Annotated in this window: 17 protein-coding genes; 14 read left to right on the forward strand and 3 right to left on the reverse strand. The window is 40.0% G+C overall.

What is annotated here, in order from left to right:
• Positions 1–43 precede the first annotated feature (43 nt).
• On the reverse strand, positions 44–979 hold the full coding sequence (locus ACFP65_RS09145) for an NADP-dependent oxidoreductase (protein ID WP_379917908.1): 936 nt from the start codon (positions 977–979) through the stop codon (positions 44–46).
• Positions 980–1,221: 242 nt separating this feature from the next.
• Between ACFP65_RS09145 and ACFP65_RS09150 the strand changes: the two genes are divergently transcribed.
• The 8 genes from ACFP65_RS09150 (at position 1,222) to ACFP65_RS09185 (ending at position 9,061) form a co-directional block, all read left to right on the forward strand.
• Positions 1,222–1,827, forward strand: a complete 606-nt coding sequence (locus ACFP65_RS09150) for a hypothetical protein (protein WP_379917910.1) — start codon at positions 1,222–1,224, stop codon at positions 1,825–1,827.
• Positions 1,828–1,960: 133 nt separating this feature from the next.
• The gene (gene map / locus ACFP65_RS09155) at positions 1,961–2,716 is read left to right on the forward strand and encodes a type I methionyl aminopeptidase (RefSeq protein WP_379917912.1); all 756 of its coding nucleotides are present in this window, start codon (positions 1,961–1,963) and stop codon (positions 2,714–2,716) included.
• A 183-nt stretch (positions 2,717–2,899) separates the two neighbouring features.
• A complete protein-coding gene (locus tag ACFP65_RS09160; protein WP_379917914.1) occupies positions 2,900–3,976 on the forward strand; it encodes an acyltransferase in 1,077 nt (358 codons plus the stop codon).
• Between the two features lie 58 nt (positions 3,977–4,034).
• A complete protein-coding gene (locus tag ACFP65_RS09165) occupies positions 4,035–4,577 on the forward strand; it encodes a metal-dependent hydrolase (RefSeq protein ID WP_379917916.1) in 543 nt (180 codons plus the stop codon).
• A gap of 164 nt (positions 4,578–4,741) precedes the next feature.
• Entirely contained in the window at positions 4,742–5,458 is a 717-nt protein-coding gene (locus tag ACFP65_RS09170) for a GntR family transcriptional regulator (RefSeq protein ID WP_379917918.1), read from the forward strand.
• 177 nt (positions 5,459–5,635) lie between these two features.
• A complete protein-coding gene (locus ACFP65_RS09175) occupies positions 5,636–6,973 on the forward strand; it encodes a PTS sugar transporter subunit IIC (protein WP_379917920.1) in 1,338 nt (445 codons plus the stop codon).
• Positions 6,974–6,991: 18 nt separating this feature from the next.
• Positions 6,992–8,407: a glycoside hydrolase family 1 protein gene (locus ACFP65_RS09180; protein WP_379917922.1), complete on the forward strand. Its 1,416-nt coding sequence runs from the start codon at positions 6,992–6,994 to the stop codon at positions 8,405–8,407.
• Positions 8,408–8,734: 327 nt separating this feature from the next.
• Entirely contained in the window at positions 8,735–9,061 is a 327-nt protein-coding gene (locus tag ACFP65_RS09185) for an ArsR/SmtB family transcription factor (RefSeq protein ID WP_379917924.1), read from the forward strand.
• A 34-nt stretch (positions 9,062–9,095) separates the two neighbouring features.
• Here the strand turns inward: ACFP65_RS09185 and ACFP65_RS09190 are convergent, their stop codons facing one another.
• The gene (locus ACFP65_RS09190) at positions 9,096–11,048 is read right to left on the reverse strand and encodes a heavy metal translocating P-type ATPase (protein ID WP_379917926.1); all 1,953 of its coding nucleotides are present in this window, start codon (positions 11,046–11,048) and stop codon (positions 9,096–9,098) included.
• Between the two features lie 468 nt (positions 11,049–11,516).
• Here ACFP65_RS09190 and ACFP65_RS09195 point away from each other — a divergent pair, with 468 nt between their 5' ends.
• The 3 genes from ACFP65_RS09195 (at position 11,517) to ACFP65_RS09205 (ending at position 15,880) form a co-directional block, all read left to right on the forward strand.
• Positions 11,517–12,374 carry a PRD domain-containing protein gene (locus ACFP65_RS09195; protein WP_379917928.1) on the forward strand — a complete coding sequence of 286 codons (858 nt, stop codon included), beginning with the start codon at positions 11,517–11,519 and terminating at the stop codon, positions 12,372–12,374.
• A gap of 148 nt (positions 12,375–12,522) precedes the next feature.
• The gene (locus tag ACFP65_RS09200) at positions 12,523–14,427 is read left to right on the forward strand and encodes a beta-glucoside-specific PTS transporter subunit IIABC (RefSeq protein WP_379917930.1); all 1,905 of its coding nucleotides are present in this window, start codon (positions 12,523–12,525) and stop codon (positions 14,425–14,427) included.
• A 19-nt stretch (positions 14,428–14,446) separates the two neighbouring features.
• Positions 14,447–15,880, forward strand: a complete 1,434-nt coding sequence (locus ACFP65_RS09205) for a glycoside hydrolase family 1 protein (protein ID WP_379917932.1) — start codon at positions 14,447–14,449, stop codon at positions 15,878–15,880.
• Positions 15,881–16,581: 701 nt separating this feature from the next.
• Here the strand turns inward: ACFP65_RS09205 and ACFP65_RS09210 are convergent.
• Entirely contained in the window at positions 16,582–17,334 is a 753-nt protein-coding gene (locus tag ACFP65_RS09210) for a MurR/RpiR family transcriptional regulator (protein ID WP_379917934.1), read from the reverse strand.
• Between the two features lie 210 nt (positions 17,335–17,544).
• On the opposite strand from ACFP65_RS09210, the gene ACFP65_RS09215 reads away from it, so the two are divergent.
• From ACFP65_RS09215 to ACFP65_RS09225, 3 genes are read left to right on the forward strand one after another with little or no spacing between them, the layout of a single operon-like run.
• Positions 17,545–18,309, forward strand: a complete 765-nt coding sequence (locus tag ACFP65_RS09215) for a carbohydrate deacetylase (RefSeq protein ID WP_379917936.1) — start codon at positions 17,545–17,547, stop codon at positions 18,307–18,309.
• Positions 18,310–18,321: 12 nt separating this feature from the next.
• Complete coding sequence (locus ACFP65_RS09220; RefSeq protein WP_379917938.1) at positions 18,322–19,737, forward strand: PTS transporter subunit EIIC; 1,416 nt, start codon at positions 18,322–18,324, stop codon at positions 19,735–19,737.
• A gap of 25 nt (positions 19,738–19,762) precedes the next feature.
• On the forward strand, positions 19,763–21,085 hold the full coding sequence (locus ACFP65_RS09225; protein ID WP_379917940.1) for a maltose-6'-phosphate glucosidase: 1,323 nt from the start codon (positions 19,763–19,765) through the stop codon (positions 21,083–21,085).
• Positions 21,086–21,399 lie beyond the last annotated feature (314 nt).

Here is a 21,399-nt window from a genome sequence, read left to right on the forward strand (position 1 = left end):
GAAAAAAGGTTCTTCCTCAACGGAAAGAACCTTTTTGATTGAATTATTTAATATTGATGACGATTTTACCTTTTGCATGATGCGTTTCACTTAAACGGTGTGCTTCTCTTAACCCTTCTTCAGTGAAAGGAAATTCACTACCAACAGTTGCTTTTAATTTACCGTCGCGAATCAAGTCGCCTAATTTTGCTAGGCGTTTGCCGTCTGGTTGTAAGAAGAAGTAACCCGTTTTAATCCCTTTTTCTTCTGCTAATTCTTTGTCTGGCTCACCAGCAATAGAAATCAGTGATCCACCTTTTTTCAATACATTAAAGCTTTTTTTCTGAATATCTCCACCCATTGTATCGAATACGATATCATAATCGGAAAGGAGAGATTCAAAATCTTGTTCTTTATAGTTGATAAAGGTATCAACGCCAAGTTCTTTAAGGTAAGCTTCATTTTCTGCACTCGCAGTAGAAGCTACAGTAGCGCCAAAGCTTTTCGCGATTTGAATCGCTAAGCTTCCTACACCACCTGCACCAGCATGAATGAGTACGTTATCGCCTGCTTTGATTTCAGCAAGTTCAACAAGGGCTACCCAAGCTGTTTCTCCGACTAAGGGAATAGAAGCTGCTTCACCAAAAGAAATATTTTCTGGCATAGGTGCAAGTAATTCTTTGTCGATCGCAATATATTCCGCGTATGTTCCACGAGGATTTGTCTCTGGTCTAGAGAAGATTTTGTCGCCCACCTTGAAATCAGTAACGTTTGTACCAACTTCCTTGATGATTCCTGCTGCATCCCATCCTAGAATAATGGGGAATTCGTAAGGCAACATACTACTTAAATAACCTTCTCTCATTTTCCAGTCGATTGGATTGATAGAAGTGGCATGTAATTTCACAAGAACCTGATCTTCAGTAATCTTTGGTTTTGGAATGTCTTTTTCTACTAATTGATCAGCTGATCCGTACGCTTCAATAACGATAGCTTTCATCGAGATTCCTTCTTTCGTTTGATTTGTAAAAGATGTGTACTTAAGACAATTTCATCATAGCAAACATGAGTTAATCATCAAGCGATTCGCATCTGACTTACTCAGTATACAAATTAAATTGTGCAAAATCAAATAGAGAATTTTCACATAAAGTTCACTCGTAGAATCCATGAACATGGTATGATAGAGTGAAAGCGGATAATTATAGACCATATCAAGGTGAAAAGGAAGTTGAATTAGTTATGGCAAAAACGCAAGTTAGAGAAATATTACGTTCAGACGACACAAAAAAAGAAAAATTCGATTATCTCTGGGAATATTATAAATGGCATGTGGTGTCTATTATTGCTGCAATCTTTTTCGTGATTTATATTATTTTTCAAATATTGAATCAGCCTCAAATTTCGTTTCATATCGGAGTACTTGGTCCAGAAACGACTGCAGAACAAAACGCAGAGATGAGCTCGGACTTGAAAGCGTTACTTGATCCAGAAGATGAGCAGGGAGATATGCTTGTAACGGTTACGGCAGAAGGACAGTTAGCTGAGCGATTCTTTGCCCAATTAACTGCAGCGGAATATGATATCATTTTGATGACAGAAGTCGGCTTTAGTCAGTTTGCAGACAATCAAAGTATGCAAGGAATCGATTTAACAGGTATAGACGAAGAAGATCTGTTCTATGCTGAAGGAAGCCAGGACGTTATCGGGATTAGTTCAAATGCGATACCGTTTTTTGAGCCATATGCTTTTACAGATAATATGGTGGTTATGATTCCCCAAAATGGCAGACACAGAGAACAGACCATTCAATTTTTTGATGCGCAAGGTATCGAAGTAAAAGAGTAAGCGATTAAAGCTTTCTGAAAATCTTCTAAAAAATGCGCATCTTCTAAAGGAACCTTTATCGAATCTATTTCAGAATCATTAAAATTTCGGTATAATAATGCGAGACTTTAAGATTAGATAAGGGACTGATTATGTGATTACATTGAAATCACCTAGAGAAATAGAAGCGATGGATCAATCTGGCGCTGTGCTTGCCGATATCCATGAAAAGCTGAGAACATTTATCAAACCAGGTATTACGGGTAAAGCCATCGACCAGTATGTAGAAAAAATTATTGAAGAACACGGCGCTTCAGCAGAACAAAAAGGTTTTGAAGGTTACGAGTACGCAACGTGTATCAGTGTGAATGATGAAATTTGTCATGGTTTTCCTAGAAATGAGAAACTTAAAAAAGGAGACCTAATCAAAGTAGATATGGTGATCAACTTAAACGGTGCCTTGTCAGATTCTTGCTGGAGTTATGCAGTAGGCGAAGCAACAGATGAAGTGAAACAGTTGATGGATGTGACGTTAAAAGCTCTTTATAAAGGTATCGAAGCTGCAAAAGTGGGTAACCGTATCGGTGATATCGGTCATGCCATTCAGTCTTTTGTTGAACCAGAAGGATTCGCTGTGGTCCGTGAATTTGTTGGGCATGGCATTGGACCAACACTTCATGAAGGGCCAAGTGTCCCACACTTTGGAGAAGCGGGTAAAGGGATCCGTTTAAAAGAAGGTATGGTGATCACAATTGAACCAATGATCAATACTGGAACCTGGCAATCTAAAATGGACAGCAATGGCTGGACAGCACGTACGAAAGATGGTTCGCTAAGCTGTCAGTATGAACATACATTGGCTATTACAAAAGAAGGACCTAAAATTCTAACCAAGCAAAAAGGCGAATAAGAATATCCAATTAAATGAATCTGTAAAGTCTGGGAGTACGGGGAATCAACCGTGTTTGAAACGGTTATATTCTCATTACTTCCAGATTTTTTAATGGCATCTTTTATCCAGCACTTATGAATATGTTCTACTTTAGATTTTCTGATATGATATTTTAACATTAAAGTCGAGGAGAATCATCTTATGAAGCAAAGAGTCTGGTTTGCAGACGTTTTGAGAATTGTCGCCATCATCATGGTCATCTTGATCCATGTTATCTCAAAAGATACCCACCGCTATGATCTGGGTACCTATCAATGGCAATTTATGAATCTATTAAATGGTATCAGCCGAATTTGTGTCCCATTACTCTTTATGGTTAGTGGTATGTTTTTTTTAGATCCAAAAAAAGAACTAGAACCCAAAACAATGTATACAAAATATATCTGGCGACTTGTTAGAGCCTTTTTATTCTGGTCCATTATCTACGTCGTTATGAGCCGATTCAGACAAGCTGACCAGCCAATTGTAGACGAAGTCGATCAAACCATGCTAGAAATCGTACAAGGCTATTTCCACTTATGGTTCCTGTACCGCCTAACTGAGGTCTATATCATGACACCATTCCTCAGACCGCTCACAAGAGACAAACAACTCGCCCTGTATTTCCTACTCGTAAGCTTCGTCGTAGGGATTCTAATTCCAACCATCAACCAGTTTCCAGTTAGATCAACTGCGACCGTCGTCGACAATGGCTTAAATGTCGATATTACGCTTGGTTATGCAGGTTATTTTATGGCCGGATATGTGCTGAACCAAGTCCAATTGAAAAAGAATTGGCGCTACGGTATTTATCTGCTAGGCTTGGGCGGTTTTGCGGTTACGATTATTGGTACAGCCATTCGCTCCATGCAAGATGGCGTCATGTATTCTCTATTTTATGAATACCTCACACCCAATGTTTTTTTTGCAGCGATCGCAACCTTTGTTTGGTTCAAGTATGCAATGGAGCCGATTGAATTATCAGAACGAGTGAAAAAGACCATCATCCATTTTTCTAAATATTCTTTTGGGATTTATTTGATTCATGTACTCGTCAGAGATTTAATTTGGGATAGAGGGCTTAATACGACATTTGCGACACCCGTTTTGTCGATTCCCATCATGGTCATCTTTGTCGGTGCTGTAAGCTATGCCTTAATATGGGTACTGATGCGAATCTGGAAAATCATCACGACAAAGTGGCGAAAAGTAACGAACAACAAACTAGAAACACAATAACAAATATTCAATAAATCTTTACTGCATGATTTGTTTGAACCTGAAGGAGTAACCGTAAGTGAGATACAAAACGCACTTAGCAACAACCTTCGCTGTTGCCCTACCCATCATGGATTCAGCGCAGGCGCTGACCTTGAGTGGTGTTGCGCTACTAGCGATTGGGACAGTTTTTCCGGATATTGACGAACCGAATTCTTATATTGGAAACCGAATGAAAGGCGTTAGTGGTGGCATCAACGGGCTATTTGGCCACCGCGGTCTAACCCACAGTTTGATTGGTTTAATAGCAATCTCTTATCTATTCTACTTATTGACGAGCTGGATATCTTTTCCAGTGGAACTGATTCAATGGTTTAGCTTTGGCTACCTAGCGCATTTAGTTGAAGACTCCTTTTCCAGAAAAGGCATCGCCTGGCTACAGCCTTTATCTAAGAAACGATTTCAGTCTGGTTTCAAGATCTTTTATTACTCAACAGGTGGACTGGTAGAACAAGTCGTATTCTTTGCGTCTATTTTGGCTATTTTATATCACTTATCCCAGTTACAGTTGAGTGATGTGTCCTTTACCTATTTGAACCGGTTCGTCCATCGATTCTTTTAAAGTGAGTTCAAAGTCAGGGTTCCTTATAGGAGGTCCTGACTTTTTTTGTTTTATCTTAATGAAAACGAAACCGCTCACCTTGTCTCAGCTAGTATTTTTTGATAAAATCTGATACTATTTTAAGTACGAGACGTAAAGGGTTTCAACAAAGGAGGGTAGGTTAGATGCCTAAGTATAAAGAAGTTGCAGAGACCATTAAAGAACGAATCAATGACAAAATATATACAGTCGACGAAAAATTGCCCGACCAGCAAACACTCGCAGAAGAATTCAATACAAGCCGAGTAACCATCAAAAAAGCTTTGGACTTACTTCAGGCAGCGGGGCTACTCTATACCATTCAAGGATCTGGATCGTACATAAAACGAAACGCATTGCTTAAAGCACAAACGAGTATTCAAATCGGTCATAATGTCGGCTTAACGACTGCACTACAAGAAGAAGTTAAACTTGAGAGTCAAGTGATTACTTTTACGGTACGCTTTCCCGATGAGAAAGAACAGCTTCAGCTATTGATTGACCGAGAAACGCCTGTTTACTATTATCAACGCTTGAGAATTTTGGGAGGAAGACCGTATTCACTTGAAAACACCGTCGTACCTGTCCACTTGATTCCAGGTATTACAGAAGATGTCTTGAAGGACTCTGTTTACCGCTTTATCCGAGAAGAACTAGGAATATCCTTCAAGGACAATAGACAAATTGTTCGAGCAGCAAAGCCAAGCAAGTTCGATCAAGTTCATTTAAAGTGCAAAGAAACCGATCCCGTTTTAGAAGTAGAAAAAATTATGTACCTGACTACAGGAACGCCGTTTGAATATTCTATCGTCCATCACCGATTCGATATGGTGGAAATGTCATTTGAGAATCAAGGTAATTGATTGGGTGATTAAAACAAAATAATGTAGAGAAAGAGTTGTTCGTTTAATAAACGAGCAGCTCTTTTTTTTAAATATATAATTTGTATATACAAATTATATATTTATCTTTACATTTTATCAAAAACGCGATACACTGTTTTTGAAAGCTGTTACATATGGAGTGGAGGAGGAAAAAAGATGTTGGAAGATAGTAAATTTGTTAGTGCGTTAAATCAACTTGCCTATAAGATCAATAGCTATAAATACATCATAGCGATTAAAAATGCGTTCACGCTATTGTTACCGATTATTATCACAGGTGCCTTTGCGACGTTATTTTCGAATATGGTATTTGATAGCACCAATGGGCTTGCACAAATCAGCTGGCTCGCTTGGTTAGAAGGGTTAAAACCACTTTCTCAAATGGTCAACTATGCCACGATGAACATGATGGCATTAGGTGCCGTATTCCTGATCGGGAATGAGATGGCTAAACTAAACAATTTAGATGGACACTTTCCGGGTTTACTAGCAGCATTGTCTTATATTGCCATTATTCCTACGACGATTGACATGGTCGTAGATAATCAGACTTTTGAAGCAGCAAACGTGATCTCAAGAGATTACACAGGTTCGGGTGGTTTATTTTTGGGGATGATCGTAGCGATTGGGTCTATCGAATTGTATACCTGGTTAGGTAAACAAGATAAGTTGAAGATTTCAATGCCCGATTCGGTGCCGACAAACGTATCGCGCTCCTTTTCAGCTTTGATTCCAACAGTTTTTACAATCATCATCGTTGCTGCGATTGGATTCGCAATCAATGCGATTACCGGTATGCATATCTATGATATTATTTATAATCTCGTTCAAGCACCGCTTGAAAACATCGTACAAGGGCTACCAGGATTACTTGTCTTGATGCTGGTTTCTCAATTGTTCTGGGTCATTGGGATACATGGAAACCAAATCATCAAACCCATTAGAGAGCCGATTTTGTTAGCGGCCATTGCTGAAAACACGCAAGCCTTTGAAGCAGGAGAAGTCATTCCAAACATCATCAATATGCCTTTTTGGGATATCTATATGACGGTTGGAGGATCTGGTCTAACACTAGGCTTGCTCATTGCCATTTTTATTGGGAGCAAACGAGAAGATTTCCGTTCGATTGGTAAGCTATCTTTCGCACCCGGTATCTTTAATGTCAATGAACCTATTATCTTTGGTTTACCAATTGTCTTGAATCCAATTATTGCCATTCCTTTCGTCATTACACCACTAGTCACGGGAACGATTGCTTACTTTCTGACATCAATTGGCTTTGCAGGTAGAGCCGTTGTCATGATTCCATGGACAACACCGCCACTATTGAGTGCCTGGATCGCAACGGCAGGAGACTGGGGAGCGGTTATCACACAATTAATTTGTATCGTTGTTTCAGTATTGATTTACTTACCATTTATTAAAGTCTCAAACAAAGAAACAAAAGTAGAAGACATTGAAAAAGAACAATTCGGAGAAGAGAGCGTTCAGTAAACATAGAGGAGTGATTAAATGATTCAGAAGATTCCCAAAGATTTTATATTAGGTGCAGCATCATCCGCTTGGCAGACAGAAGGCTGGCAAGGAAAGAAAGCAGGACAGGATTCTTATCTTGATTCCTGGTACAAAGAAGAATATTTTGTCTGGCATGAAGGTTACGGTCCAAATGTCGCAACAAATTTTATGGAAAAATACCAAGAAGACATTGATCACATGCAAGAAATTGGTTTGACGCATTACCGTACTAGTATCAACTGGTCCCGATTTTTTACAGACTACGAGTCGTTAACTGTAGACGAAGATTATGCAAAACACATTAGTGATATGATTGATGCGTTGATCAAAGCAGGTGTTGAGCCGATGTTATGTCTAGAGCATTACGAATTGCCTGCATATCTGCTAGAAACATACGACGGCTGGAGTTCAAAGAAAGTGGTAGAGTTATTCGCAAGTTATGCAAAGATTGCTTTTGAACGATACGCTGATCGTGTGAAGAATTGGTTTGTCTTTAATGAACCGGTTGTCGTTCAGACGAGAGTGTATCTGGACGCCATCAGATGGCCACATGAACAAGATACAAAAAAATGGATGCAGTGGAATCATCATAAAGTACTGGCTACGGCCAAAGCTGTCGCTGTATACCGGGAAGGTGGATACGACGGTCGCATTGGAACGATACTGAATCCAGAAGTCACTTATGCCCGGTCATCTTCAGAAGCCGATCAAAAAGCTGCACATATCTTTGATTTATTCTTCAACCGAGTATTCTTGGATCCGGCAGTGAACGGTGCCTATCCAGAAGAACTGATTGAACTCCTCAAAAAACATGAAATCTTGTTTGATCATGATGAAGAAGAACTCGCAATGATAAAAGAACATACAGTAGACTATCTGGGAATCAATTTGTATTTTCCAAAACGGGTACAAGCACCGAAACACGCTTGGAATCCAGAGACGCCTTTCCATCCAGAACAATACTATGATTCATTTGAACTTCCGGGAAGACGCATGAACAAATCAAGAGGATGGGAGATCTATCCAAAATTGATGTATGATATGGCCATGCGCATCAAACAAGAATACAACAACATTCCTTGGCTGATTACAGAGAATGGTATGGGAATCGAACAAGAAGAACGCTTTATGGATGAAAAAGGGATCGTTCAAGATGATTACCGTATTGAGTTTTTAGGAGAACATATTTCCTGGTTACTGAAAGCCGTTGAAGAAGGCTCTAGCTGTGAAGGCTATATGCTGTGGGCTTTTACAGACTGTGTGTCTCCAATGAATGCCTTCAAAAACCGATATGGACTGGTTCGTATCGATATTGAGAAAGACTTAAACCGCTCGATGAAACAGTCTGGTTACTGGTATAAAGAAATGATTGAAAATAGAACCCTAGAAACAAAAGACATGAACTTCAATTGAGCTGAAAACAGCGCCTCGTATCAATGAGGCGCTGTTTTTATATGCCTTATAAAGGAGCGAATCTGCGATTCATTAACGAATACAGGCAAGGTCAATTACTTTAAGAAAGATGCGTTCGAGATAGTAGTAGAGAAAGGCTAAATTGAAACGCAAACCGCTGATACGATTGAAAAGAGTTTAATTGATGATGAAATGAAACAAAATGCGGAGAGGGTTCAATTATGATTCAGTTCTTGTATATTCATTTTCACTAATAGTATAATAAACTTACGAAATACAAGCGCTGAGTCAGTGATTGCTGAAAAAAGCGTCAAAAGGAGAATGTATATGATAGACGGCCACGACGTCGACATCGATAAAGCTATGCTTCAACCGGTGAGTCAGTTTTTCAAAACCATCAGTGATCCAACGCGTTTGTCTATCCTGTTCTTATTACAAAAAAAAGAAATGAACGTAGGGGATATCGCAGCGGCGCTCGACATGCATCAATCAGCTATTTCTCATCAGCTAAGTACGCTGAAAAAGAATCGACTCGTAAAGCCAAGACGCGAGGGGAAAACAATTTTTTACAGTCTAGACGATGATCATGTTTTTAAAATATTAGAACAAGTCATGACGCATACCCGAGAAACAATGGATAAGGAATCAGATTAGAAAAGCCATCGAATGGAGATTCGATGGCTTTTTATCAGCTTGTTTTAAGAGTAAACAAAAGGCGCAATCCATTTAAAATAACAAGAATCGTACTGCCTTCATGTGCAAGCACACCGATTCCAATATCAACTTGTCCGAGAAGATTTAATGTAACAAGTAACACTACTACGAACATGGAGAAAGCAATATTCTGCCAGACCACTCGGTTCAGTTTTTGAGAAAGTTGGTGGGCGTATTGAAAACGCGTCAAGTCATTTTGCATAATGACGGCATCAGCTACATCAATCGCAATATCTGTTCCGTCACCCATCGCAAATCCAATATTTGCCTGAACCAAAGCCGGAGCATCATTAATTCCGTCACCAACCATCACTGTTTCACCATGAGATTTTTGCAAGTCTTCAATCATTTGAGACTTGTTTTCTGGTAAAACATTCCCAACAACTTCATCAATGGATAAAAGGTCCGCAACGGCCTTACCCGTCTGTTCAGTATCTCCCGTAATCATCGTTGTATAAATACCTTGGGCTTTCAAATAGGCAATGACACCCGCAGCATTATCATTTGGGAGATCCATCATCGCAATCAACCCAACGACTAGATCATTTTCACTGAAATAGACGACGGTTTTTCCAGCTTTTGACAAGATTTTTGTTCTGTCTTGAATGGTTTCAGGAACTTGATGGAAAACAGATGGTTTTCCAATCCGGTACTGCTTGCCGCTACTTTGAGCAGTCAAACCTTTTCCGATTTCGTTTTGAACGACTAGTTCAGCTGTTGCACTGGATCCTTCTACTCTAAAGGCTTCTATAATCGCTTCAGCGAGCGGGTGATTCGCTTGTTTTTCCATTGAGAAAATCAGTTGCTTCCACTCTTTTGTTTTTTCAGTATCATTAAAATACGTATCGGTGACGACCGGTTTTCCTTGGGTCAAGGTACCGGTTTTATCGAAGGCGACCGCTTTGATTCTGGAAAGATTCGATAAATACGAACCACCTTTAAACAAGACACCACGTTTAGCGAGGTTTGAAATTCCGGACAAGGTTGCTGGAACGGCACTAGCTGCTAGTGCACAAGGAGAAGCCGAAACCAGCATAACCATGCCTCTGTAAAAACTTTCTGAGTAGTCCCAATTTGAAAAAAAAGGCATGACTAAAATAAAAATGGGAACGACAATCATGACAGAGACTACATAAATTGGTTCGATTCGTTTGATTGTTGTGGCTGTTTTAGAAAGATTGGACTGTGACTGATCAACCAGTGCAATAATTTTGGAAAACACCGTATCCTCACTGTCTTTCGTAACTGTCATCGTGAAAGGGACATCACCATTGACAGTACTACCAAATACTTCATCACCAGCCGTTTTTTCACGCGGCATACTTTCTCCATTTATTGCAGACTCATCAATATAGACAGAACCAGAAACGATTTCACCATCTGTTGGCACTTGGTCGCCCGGTAAAACGCGCAGCTGATCTCCAATGGCCAAATCCGAAACAGATACCAGTTCCGTTTCACCATTTTCAAGTAAACGCCTAGCTTCAGTTGGATTCATTTGCAAGAGATTCGTGATTTCTCGCTTACTTTTTCCTTCAGCATATTCTTCCAAAAAATGTGCGCCAGCAAAAATTAGAATCAGTAGGGCACCTTCGTCGAATGCGCCGATGACGGAAGAACCTAAAACCGCTAATGCCATCAAAATATGAACATTTGGGTGAAATCTTTTGCGGGCCAGAGATTCCCTGACCGTATCCACGATCCCTTCCATTAAAACATGATAACCAGAAATCAAAATCGTCCCTACAAAAAGCATAGTAGAAACCAACGGACCAAAATTACCGAGCAAGGCTATCAGATAGAAGACCAAGCCCACAAGGTATAAAATGACTGGACGTCTGCTGTGATGATGATCGTGGGTTTCTTGATGAGACGAACGATTTGTATGATGGTGCGCATCCTTTTGGCGATCGTGTACAGTTTGCATGGTCATTCATCCTTTACTCAAATTAGTAAAACTTTCTAAGCGGTCACGTCCTAATCGAACAAATGAACAACCGCTCATATGTATAACTGTAGTATATATGAGCGTTCATTCATTTGTCAATCGATTGAATCAAAATCAGTCATAAAAAGGAGAGCGTGCGAACCCAAGGTAGCCTCAACCTTCTTTAGCACTCAAAACAATCATGATTTGACATTTCACTAAAGAATTTCTTGAATGTGCTAAAGAATTTTCTGAAACTTCCGATAATAGCGTTGAACGCGCTGATGAGTTCAACAAAAATATCAAAAGGTAGTTTACAGAGGGTTTATCTAATGGTATATTAGTTGAAGTGAGTTAACTAAAGGACTGTAACTGATTCGATCAGGCATTACCTAAATCAAAAATCACCGGTTGCGACCGCTGTGATGAATTTAGGTTATTTTTTTGTTCAAAATGAGGAGGATACCTGTGGAATTCGTGAAAAAGTTCAATAACAACGTTGCATTAGTTCTGGATTCAGCAGGGATTGAATGGATCGTCATTGGAAAAGGCATAGGATTTGGCGCAGTAAAAGGCGAAAAAGTCGATGAAACCAATATTGACCGACGCTTTATCGCAGAACCTACCCAAGGACAAATCAATTTATTGCAAACGATTGCGGATATGGATCCTGAAATTATTGATATCGTTTCAGATGTCACCAAAGAAGCGGAAGCATATCTAGAGATCTCCTTCAGTACACGCAACTATATCACTTTGGCAGATCACTTGAACTATGCGCTAAAAAGATCGCAGGAAAGTGCTGAATATACGGAAAATTTGCGCTGGGAAGTTAAGAAACTGTACCCCAGAGAATATAAGGCCGCTCTTAAGGCCATTGAGAAAATCAATCAAAAACTAATGATTACTTTACCTAAAAGCGAAGAAACCTTTATCACATATCACTTTGTAAATGCTCAAAACGACGAAGGGCAACTAGAGAACACCGTTAAAATGACGAAGCTGATCAATCGGATCCTTGAAGTCATTAAATATCATTTTCAGGTGGAACTGGACGAAGAGTCACTCAACTACGCTCGTTTCCTGACGCATTTAAGATATTTCATTATCCGCCAGACCCACGGAGAAGCGATGCATCATGAAGGCATCGACAAGACGGTCATCGAAGCGGTCAAGGCGAAATACCAGCGTGCGTATGAAGCAGCTGAAAAAGTTTCGACACTGTTAAACAAACAAGAAGGCTGGCAGCTGTCATCTGACGAAATGCTTTACTTAACCCTTCATATTTTCAGAGTCACCAATAGAATCAAAGAAGAGAAAACTTAAGGATTGTCACTGATTCGATCAGGCATTACCAAATGTTTTCTTATATATAGGCTTATTTCCTGTATATAAGAAAGTATTTGGTATTTTTTTTACCCGATATTTTAAATCACTACATCTGTAGTAAAGACCATTTAACAGGAGGAAAACAATGAGTTCAAACAAAGAAATCGCTCAGAAAGTTCTCGAACTAACTGGCGGAAAAGAAAATGTCAACAACGCTTGGCATTGTGTAACACGTCTACGCTTTAACTTGAATGACAAAGATAAAGTACAATTAGACGCAATTAAAGATGTACCCGGTGTTATGGGCGCACAATTTTCTGGAGACCAGTTCCAGGTTATCGTAGGAAATAAAGTTTCAGACGTTTACGAAGAACTGGAAAAAGAATTAGGCGGAAGTGCTTCAAGCGAACCGACTGAATCGGATAACAACGAAGGTATCGTTTCAAAATTGATGGATGTCATCTCTGGTATCTTTTCACCAATCTTGCCGGCTCTTGCAGGTACAGGACTACTTAAAGGATTTTTAGCATTATTTGTTGCACTAGGCTGGATGACTGAAGAAACAGGGATCTACCAATTACTTTATATTATTTCAGATACTGTATTTTATTTCTTGCCATTCTTACTAGCTGTTTCAGCAGCAAAGAAATTCAAGACCAGCGAATTCTTGGCGTTAACAGTTGCTGGGGGATTAATGTACCCAACATTACTGAATGCAGTGGGAACAGATGCTGCACCAATCAACTTATTTGGTCTGATTGACGTACCTTATGTGAATTACAGTTCTTCAGTATTACCCATCATTTTAGGGGTATGGTTACTGACTTACGTGAATAAATGGGTTAGAAAATGGATGCCAAGTGTTATTTCATTGATGTTTAGTCCATTAGTTACTCTAGTTATCGTGGTACCAATCACTTTAGTCTTCTTAGGACCTCTAGGAAACTATATTGGACTAGGACTTGGAGAAGTTATCAACTGGTTATTCAACAATACAGGACCGTTTGCAGGATTACTATTAGGTATGACAATGCCACTGATTATTATTACTGGTATGCACTATGCCTTTTCACCAATCGTATTGAACAACATCGCTTCTTTAGGATACGACGCAACGATTTTACCGGCAATGTTTATGTCTAACATTGCACAATCAGGATCTGCATTTGCAGTAGCGGTTAAATCAAAAGATAAAAACATGAAACAATTAGCGTTATCATCAGGTCTTTCTGCACTATTTGGTGTAACAGAACCTGCAATGTACGGAGTCAACTTGAAGCTTAAAAAACCTTTCTACGCAGCAATGGCTGGTGGGGGTATCGGTGGAGCCTTTACTGTACTGTTTACGGTTAAAGGATTTGGACTAGGTGTACCTGGTTTACCAATGATTCCGGTATTTATTGATGCAAATGATTCATGGAACGTGATTTACTTGATCATCGGTATTGTGATTGCATTCTTGGTTGCTTTCATTCTGACATTTATCCTTGGATTTGAAGAAGAAGTAACAGAACCAGTAAAATCAGCAACAATTGACAACAATCCAGAAGAAAAAGCAACAGCAGTCGTAGAAGCAAACAACGAAAACAAAAAGCCAGCGGATGTATTCGCAACTGTAACTGGTCAAATCGTACCCCTTAAAGACGTTCCAGACGAAACGTTTGCTGGAGAAATTATGGGTAAAGGAATTGCCATCAAACCTACAAGCAATCAATTCGTATCACCAGTAGCTGGAGAGATTACAGTGTTCCCAAGTTCTCATCACGCAATCGGAATTAAAGCGGATAGTGGACTAGAAGTACTGATCCACATCGGAATCGACACCGTTGAGTTGAAAGGGAAACACTTTTCACCTAAAATGGCAGTAGGAGATCGCGTTGAAGTTGGAGATCTTCTTGTCGTAGCAGATGTTGCTGCAATCGAAGAAGCTGGATACAACACAGCAACAATGGTCATCATTACGAACACATTTGACTATCTTGACGTTGTACCAATCAACAACGAAGGCGAAATCTTCGAAAAAGAACAACTGCTTTCAGTTATATCTTAAATTGGAGAGGAAGAAGTACATGAGTTTCAACACAGACAAAATCACTGGCTTCAAAGAAGGATTCCTATGGGGCGGCGCAGCAGCGGCCAACCAGTTCGAGGGAGCTTTTGATAAAGATGGTAAAGGACTATCCGTCCAGGATGTCACACCAAACGGCGGACTGGGAGATATTACAGACGGTCCTACAGAAGACAACATGAAACTAGTCGGAATCGACTTCTACAACCGCTACAAAGAAGATATCAAATTATTTGCGGAAATGGGCTTCAAAACTTTCCGTACATCAATCGCTTGGACACGTATCTTCCCTAATGGAGATGAAAGTGAACCAAACGAAGCAGGTCTGAAATTCTATGACGACTTGTTTGACGAACTTCATAAATACGGCATTGAGCCACTCATTACATTATCTCATTACGAAACACCTTTACACCTTTCAAAAGAGTATGATGGATGGGTTAACCGTAAGATGATTGGATTCTACGAAAACTACGTCCGTACAGTCTTTAACCGCTATAAAGGCAAAGTTAAATACTGGTTGACATTCAATGAAATCAACTCAGTATTGCACGCTCCTTTCATGAGTGGAGGCATTTCAACACCGCCTGAGGAACTTTCAGAAAAAGACTTGTTCCAAGCGGTTCACCATGAATTAGTAGCAAGTGCTTTGGCTACGAAAATCGGACACGAAATTATGCCAGAAGCTGAAATCGGCTGTATGGTACTGGCGATGCCAACTTACCCGTTGACACCAGATCCAGATGACGTCATTGCGGTGATGGAATCTGAAAGAAAGAACTACTTCTTCTCTGATGTTCATGTTCGTGGAGAGTATCCTGGATATATGAAACGCTACTTCGCTGACAACAACATCGAACTAGATGTAACAGCTGAAGACGAAGAAATCTTGAAAAACACGGTTGATTTCATTTCATTCAGTTACTACATGAGTTCAACTGACACTGCGGACCAAAGCAAAAAAGTCAAAGGCGAAGGAAACATCCTTGGCGGCGTGCACAATCCGTATCTTGAAGCTTCAGAATGGGGCTGGCAAATCGATCCTAAAGGTCTTCGTATCGTATTGAACGACTTCTGGGATAGATACCAATTACCATTGTTCATCGTTGAAAACGGCCTAGGCGCTAAAGACGAACTAGTAACCGACGAAAATGGCAACAAAACCGTTATCGACGATTACCGCATCAAATACTTGAACGATCACTTGGTTCAAGTTAAAGAAGCCGTTAAAGATGGCGTAGACGTAATGGGCTACACAACTTGGGGCTGTATCGATTTAGTCAGTGCATCCACTGCACAACTCGCTAAACGTTACGGATTCATCTATGTAGACCGCCACGACGACGGATCTGGCTCACTAGACCGCTACAAAAAGAAAAGTTTCAACTGGTACAAAGAAGTTATCTCAACAAACGGCGAAAGCTTAAAAGCCTAATATAATAAAATGAAAACCGAGTACGCAAAGCCCAGGCCAAGCATACTCGGTTTTTTTTTGCGTCTTGTGGCCAGTGTTCGGTCTGGAATTTGGAGATAAGGAATGGGGATGAGCCAAACATGAAATAGCTGGACCGCAAAATAGTAAATGATGAGACCGATAGGCTCTCTCGTTTTGAAAAGTTAGACGAGAGGGACTAACCAACCAAGATAGTCCCTCTCAGCAAGGGAAAGCGCAACGAGAGGGACTAACCAACCAAGATAGTCCCTCTCAGCAAGGGAAAGCGCAACGAGAGGGCACTAACCGACCAAGATAGTCCCTCTCAGTAAGGAAAAGTGCAACGAGAGGGCACTAACCGACCAAGATAGTCCCTCTCAGCAAGGGAAAGTGCAACGAGAGGGACTAACAGACCAAGATAGTCCCTCTCAGTAAGGTAAAGTATAACGAGAGGGACTAAACCACCAAGATAGTCCCTCTCAGTAAGGTAAAGTATAACGAGAGGGACTAACCGACCAAGATAGTGCCTCTCAGTAAGGTAAAGTATAACGAGAGGGACTAACCGACCAAGATAGTGCCTCTCAGTAAGGTAAAGTATAACGAGAGGGACTATCGGCTCAAACATAGACTGCATAAAAGGATAAGATCAAGAGTAAGTGCAAGGTCATCGGAAAAGAGCATCAAAAAAGGAACGGAGACCGTTCCTACATAAAATTATCATAGTAATAACGAAACAAATACTCTGCAAGCAAATTGAGAGTGGTGAAAAAATTGTACTCTTTCAGGTTATTAGGATCTTGTTTTAGCTGAGTGGATTTATAATATAGCCGGTAAGTGGCTTCAGTAGATAGAAAGTTATTGGAAAGAGGCGTTATAGAAATAACGGGAATCCCTCGAACCTTTAGTTGAGACATGACACTTCTAACAGGTGCTCTTTCGCCACTATAAGAGAAGATGATGACTAAATCATTTGGTGTCATTTTGTCTATTAGCCAATTCATTTCTGTCAGAGAAGGTACCGGCTGGATAAACAAATCAGCCATCATAAAATTCCTTACTAAGTATTCAGAGGAGACCCGCTCGCCCCAATCAGTCCCGTAACTAAAGACACGACTAGCTTGCTTGATACTCTGACAGATTGGCTGAAGATTTGTCTGGGTCACTAAATTTGTCGTTTCTTCAATATCTTTAGTCAGCAGAAAGGTACTTGTTTCATCATGCTTTTCGTGCTCGTCAAGCTCTTCTTTCAAGAAGTATTTCAGCTCAGAGAACCCTGAAAAACCAAGCTTTTTTGCGAACCGAACAACACTTGCGGCAGACACGAAGACAGCAGAAGAGATCTCTTCAACAGACATTTTGATGATGTTACTTTTATTTGAAATGATATAGTTTGAAATGATGAAATCTGTTTTACTTAATTGACTGTAGTATGTATTGATTCGTTCTTCTAATCGCATATAAACCTCCGATGAAATAAATTTCAAGTTATGAATGAATATTCTTTAATTGCATATTAAAACGGTTTCATGAAATGAGTAGAATTTAATCTGAAATCATTATACACTAAATTCAAGTTAAAGAAACGGCTAAAAATAAGAGATAAGAAAGAGGTGAAGGTCCGAGTCGAAATCAGTGTATTTGTAAAATGGGTTATGAGGAGAGATAGTATGGTTAAAGTTATTATAAATTCAGATGATTTTGGATATAGCAGGGGAATCAATCATGGCATTATCGATGCACATAGAGAAGGTGTACTAACTTCGACAACACTAATGACCAACACACCTGGTTTTAATCAGGCAATTGCTTTATCCAAAGAACATCCTAAGTTAGGAATTGGCGTCCATCTGACGCTCACTTTTTTGAAACCACTCAGTGGAAAAATCAACAGTCTGACAAATGATAAAGGCGATTTTCATAAATTGAGTGTCTATGAAAACCCTAATTTTCAAATTGATCTTGAAGAGTTGTATCAGGAATGGGATTTTCAAATTAAGAAGGTTATTGATAGTGGCATTATACCCACCCATTTAGATAGTCATCATCATTTGCATACATTTGGTAGAAATCAAGAAGTGGTCATCCAGCTTGCCAATCAATACAACTTGCCTGTAAGAGGAAACTTTGAAAAGAAATCAGGAATCAAAACGACCGATTACTTTGTAGCGGATTTTGACCCGGTTGGAGCTATGATTCAAAATAATCAAATTGAGGAAGCGGACCATTATATAGAAAGCATGATTAAAAAGATCAAGCAGTACAATACGGTTGAAATCATGTGTCATGCAGGCTATATCGATCAGTTTCTAAAAACACATACAGCATTCGACGAACCGAGAATATTTCAAACAGATTTCCTGATAGATTCTATATTCGTAGACAAAATCAAAAGCGATTCGTCAATAGAGCTAGTCACTTATAAAGAAGTGTAAGGGGGAGAAACAATGAATAACTTGAAAAACGGAATACAAAAACTCGGAAGGTCCATGCTCATACCTGTATCTGCGATGCCGTTAGCAGGGATACTTCTGAGAATTGCTTCGGATGACTTTTTAAATCTACCGGTTTTAACAGCTGCCGGAAATGCGGTTTTCGGTAACCTAGATATCTTATTCGCTATCGGGGTCGTCTTCGGATTCGCTAAAGCAAAAGATAAGGGGATGCCGGCACTAACAGCGGTTTTGTCTATTCTAACACTACGACAAGGATTAATGATTATGAATCCTGAAATCGATATGGGGATATTCGGAGGGATTATTGCCGGGGGATTAGCAAGTTGGACTTATAACCGCTTCAAAGACCAACAATTACCACAGATCTTCGCTTTCTTTGCAGGAGAACGGTTCCCACTCACAATGGTCATGATTTTCACTATTGCGGTAGCTGTTGTTTTTGGATTCATCTGGCCGCCCGTACAAAACGCTTTAGATACATTCGCACAAAGTTGGGTTGGCATGGGGGCATTTGGTGTAGGTCTATTCATGTTCTTGAATCGACTACTCATTCCACTTGGATTGCACCACGTTATCAACTCCTACGTCTATTTTGATTTAGGTAGCTTCACAACAGCGAACGGAGAAGTCGTACAAGGAGAGATTCCAAGATTTCTGAATGGAGATCCATCAGCTGGTTTATTCCTGGCGGGATTTTTTGTGGTTATGATGTTTGGTGTACCTGCAATCTGTTTGGCGATTTATAGAGCATCCAGAAAAGAAAACAAAGAGCGCGTCAAAGGTATTATGGGTAGTGGCGCAGCTACAGCGTTTATAACCAATATCACAGAGCCCGTTGAATTTACCTTTATGTTCGTTGCACCAGTTTTATACCTGATCCACTCTGTGTTTGCTGGAATAGCCGGAATGGTAACCTACATGTTGGATATCCGTCTAGGTTTTTCGTTTGGAGCATCTCTAATCGATTATGTACTCAACTTCTCAATCGGTCGCAATGCCATATTAATCATACCGGTCGGGCTCGTATTCTTCGCACTGTATTACTTTACATTCTATTTTGTAATTACAAAATTCAAGCTGAAAACACTTGGTAGAGAAGACGAAAAAGTCTTTACAGAAAATACGACCGAAGAAGAAAAAGACCTCGGACTCAGCACCAGCAACTATAGCTATCTCGCTAAAAAACTAGTCGACTCTTTAGGTGGAACCGCTAATATCGAAGATGCTTATAATTGTATCACGCGCTTAAGAGTCACAGTTGTTGACTCAACGCTGGTAGATGAAGAACGTATCAGACAAACCGGTGTCAGTGGAATCGTCAAGCCGTCCGATACGAATTACCAAATCATTATCGGTCCTGAAGTAACGAACGTCATGAACGAAGTCAACAAAATCATGGAAGCTTAAAACTGAATCAAAGAAGGAGAGTATCATGAAAAAATTAAACATCGTAATTGCAGGAGGCGGAAGTACGTATACGCCAGGAATCACATCGGCTATACTATCACATATCGAACGGTTCCCAATGGCAGAAATCAGATTATATGATAATGATTCTAAGAGAAATGAAGATATGGGTCTAATCATCAATCAATTACTGATCGAACAGAATCAGACCGATATTGAGTTAATCACAACGGAGAATCCAGAAGAAGCTTTCTCAGGAGCTGATTTCATCTTTTCACAAATTCGAGTCGGTGGACTTAAGATGCGTGAACAGGACGAGAAAATTCCATTAAAATATGGATTAGTAGGCCAAGAAACCTGTGGATTAGGTGGATTTGCCTATGGCCTAAGATCCATCAAAGGCATTTTAGAACTCGTAGGATATATCCAAGAATATGCGCCAGACGCATGGGTGCTGAACTACACAAATCCTGAGACGCTTGTAGGAGAAGCAATTCGAAGAGTGTATCCGGGTATTAGAATGATCAATGTCTGTGATATGACGATTTCAATCGAAGAAACAATCGCTGAAAATTATGATTATGATAGAAAAAACTGGGTTCCAACTTATTTCGGACTCAATCATTATGGTTGGTATACAGAAATTTACGATAAGTCTTTAGGTCGCGATGTTATGCCGGAAATTATCGAAAAAATGCGCGCCAAATCAATGAATGTTGCGGAGTTTAACGAAGGGGACCAAACTTGGGCAGAAGCCTTTAAAATGATGTCAACCATGGTTGAATACTTCCCGGACTATCTTCCTAACAATTATCTAGAATACTACTTGTTCCCAGACGTAGTTGTTGAAAAATCAGACCCATCCTACACACGTGCGAACATGGTTATGGAAGGTAGAGAAAAGAACACGCGAGAAATGGCACGAAAAATTCGTGATGGTGAAACGGAAAACGTTTTGAACTTCAACTTTGGAGAACACGGAAACTACATTGTAGATATTGCGACTTCTTTGCTGAATGACGAGCATAGACGCTTTATGGTGATCACACCTAATAGAGGTTCCATCCCAAACTTGAGACAAGATGCAGTCGTTGAAGTGCCTGCTTATATTGGGGCAACTGGGATAGAACCGATTGCGCTAGATCCCATCATTGATTTTCATAAAGGTCTGATGGAAGCGCAAGTTGCTGCTGAGAAGTTGCTAGTAGATGCTTATTTTGAAGGTTCTTACCAGAAAGCACTACAAGCATTCACACTTAATCAGTCAGTTAATTCTGCTTATTTAGCAAAACAAGTATTAGACGAGATGATTGAAGCGAATAAAGGATACTGGCCAGAATTAAATTAACTCAAAAAGCACGATCCGTTAGTCAAAATGAAAACCGAGTACGCAAAGCCCAGGCCAAGCATACTCGGTTTTTTTTGCGTCTTGTGGCCAGTGTTCGGTCTGGAAGTTGGAGATAAGGAATGGGGATGAGCCAAGCATGAAGTAGCTGGACCGCAATCTAAGACTATTGTTGTAACTCAAGAAGGTGAAACCCGCGAGTCGAGAGAATGAACGCTCTATTGTTGTAACTTAAGTAGGTGAAACCACTGAGTTACAAGAATAAACCCAATATTGTTGTAACTCAAGAAGACGAAACCACCGAGCCCCAACAATAA

The organism is Marinilactibacillus sp. GCM10026970, assembly GCF_042660675.1.
Classification (GTDB): domain Bacteria; phylum Bacillota; class Bacilli; order Lactobacillales; family Carnobacteriaceae_A; genus Marinilactibacillus.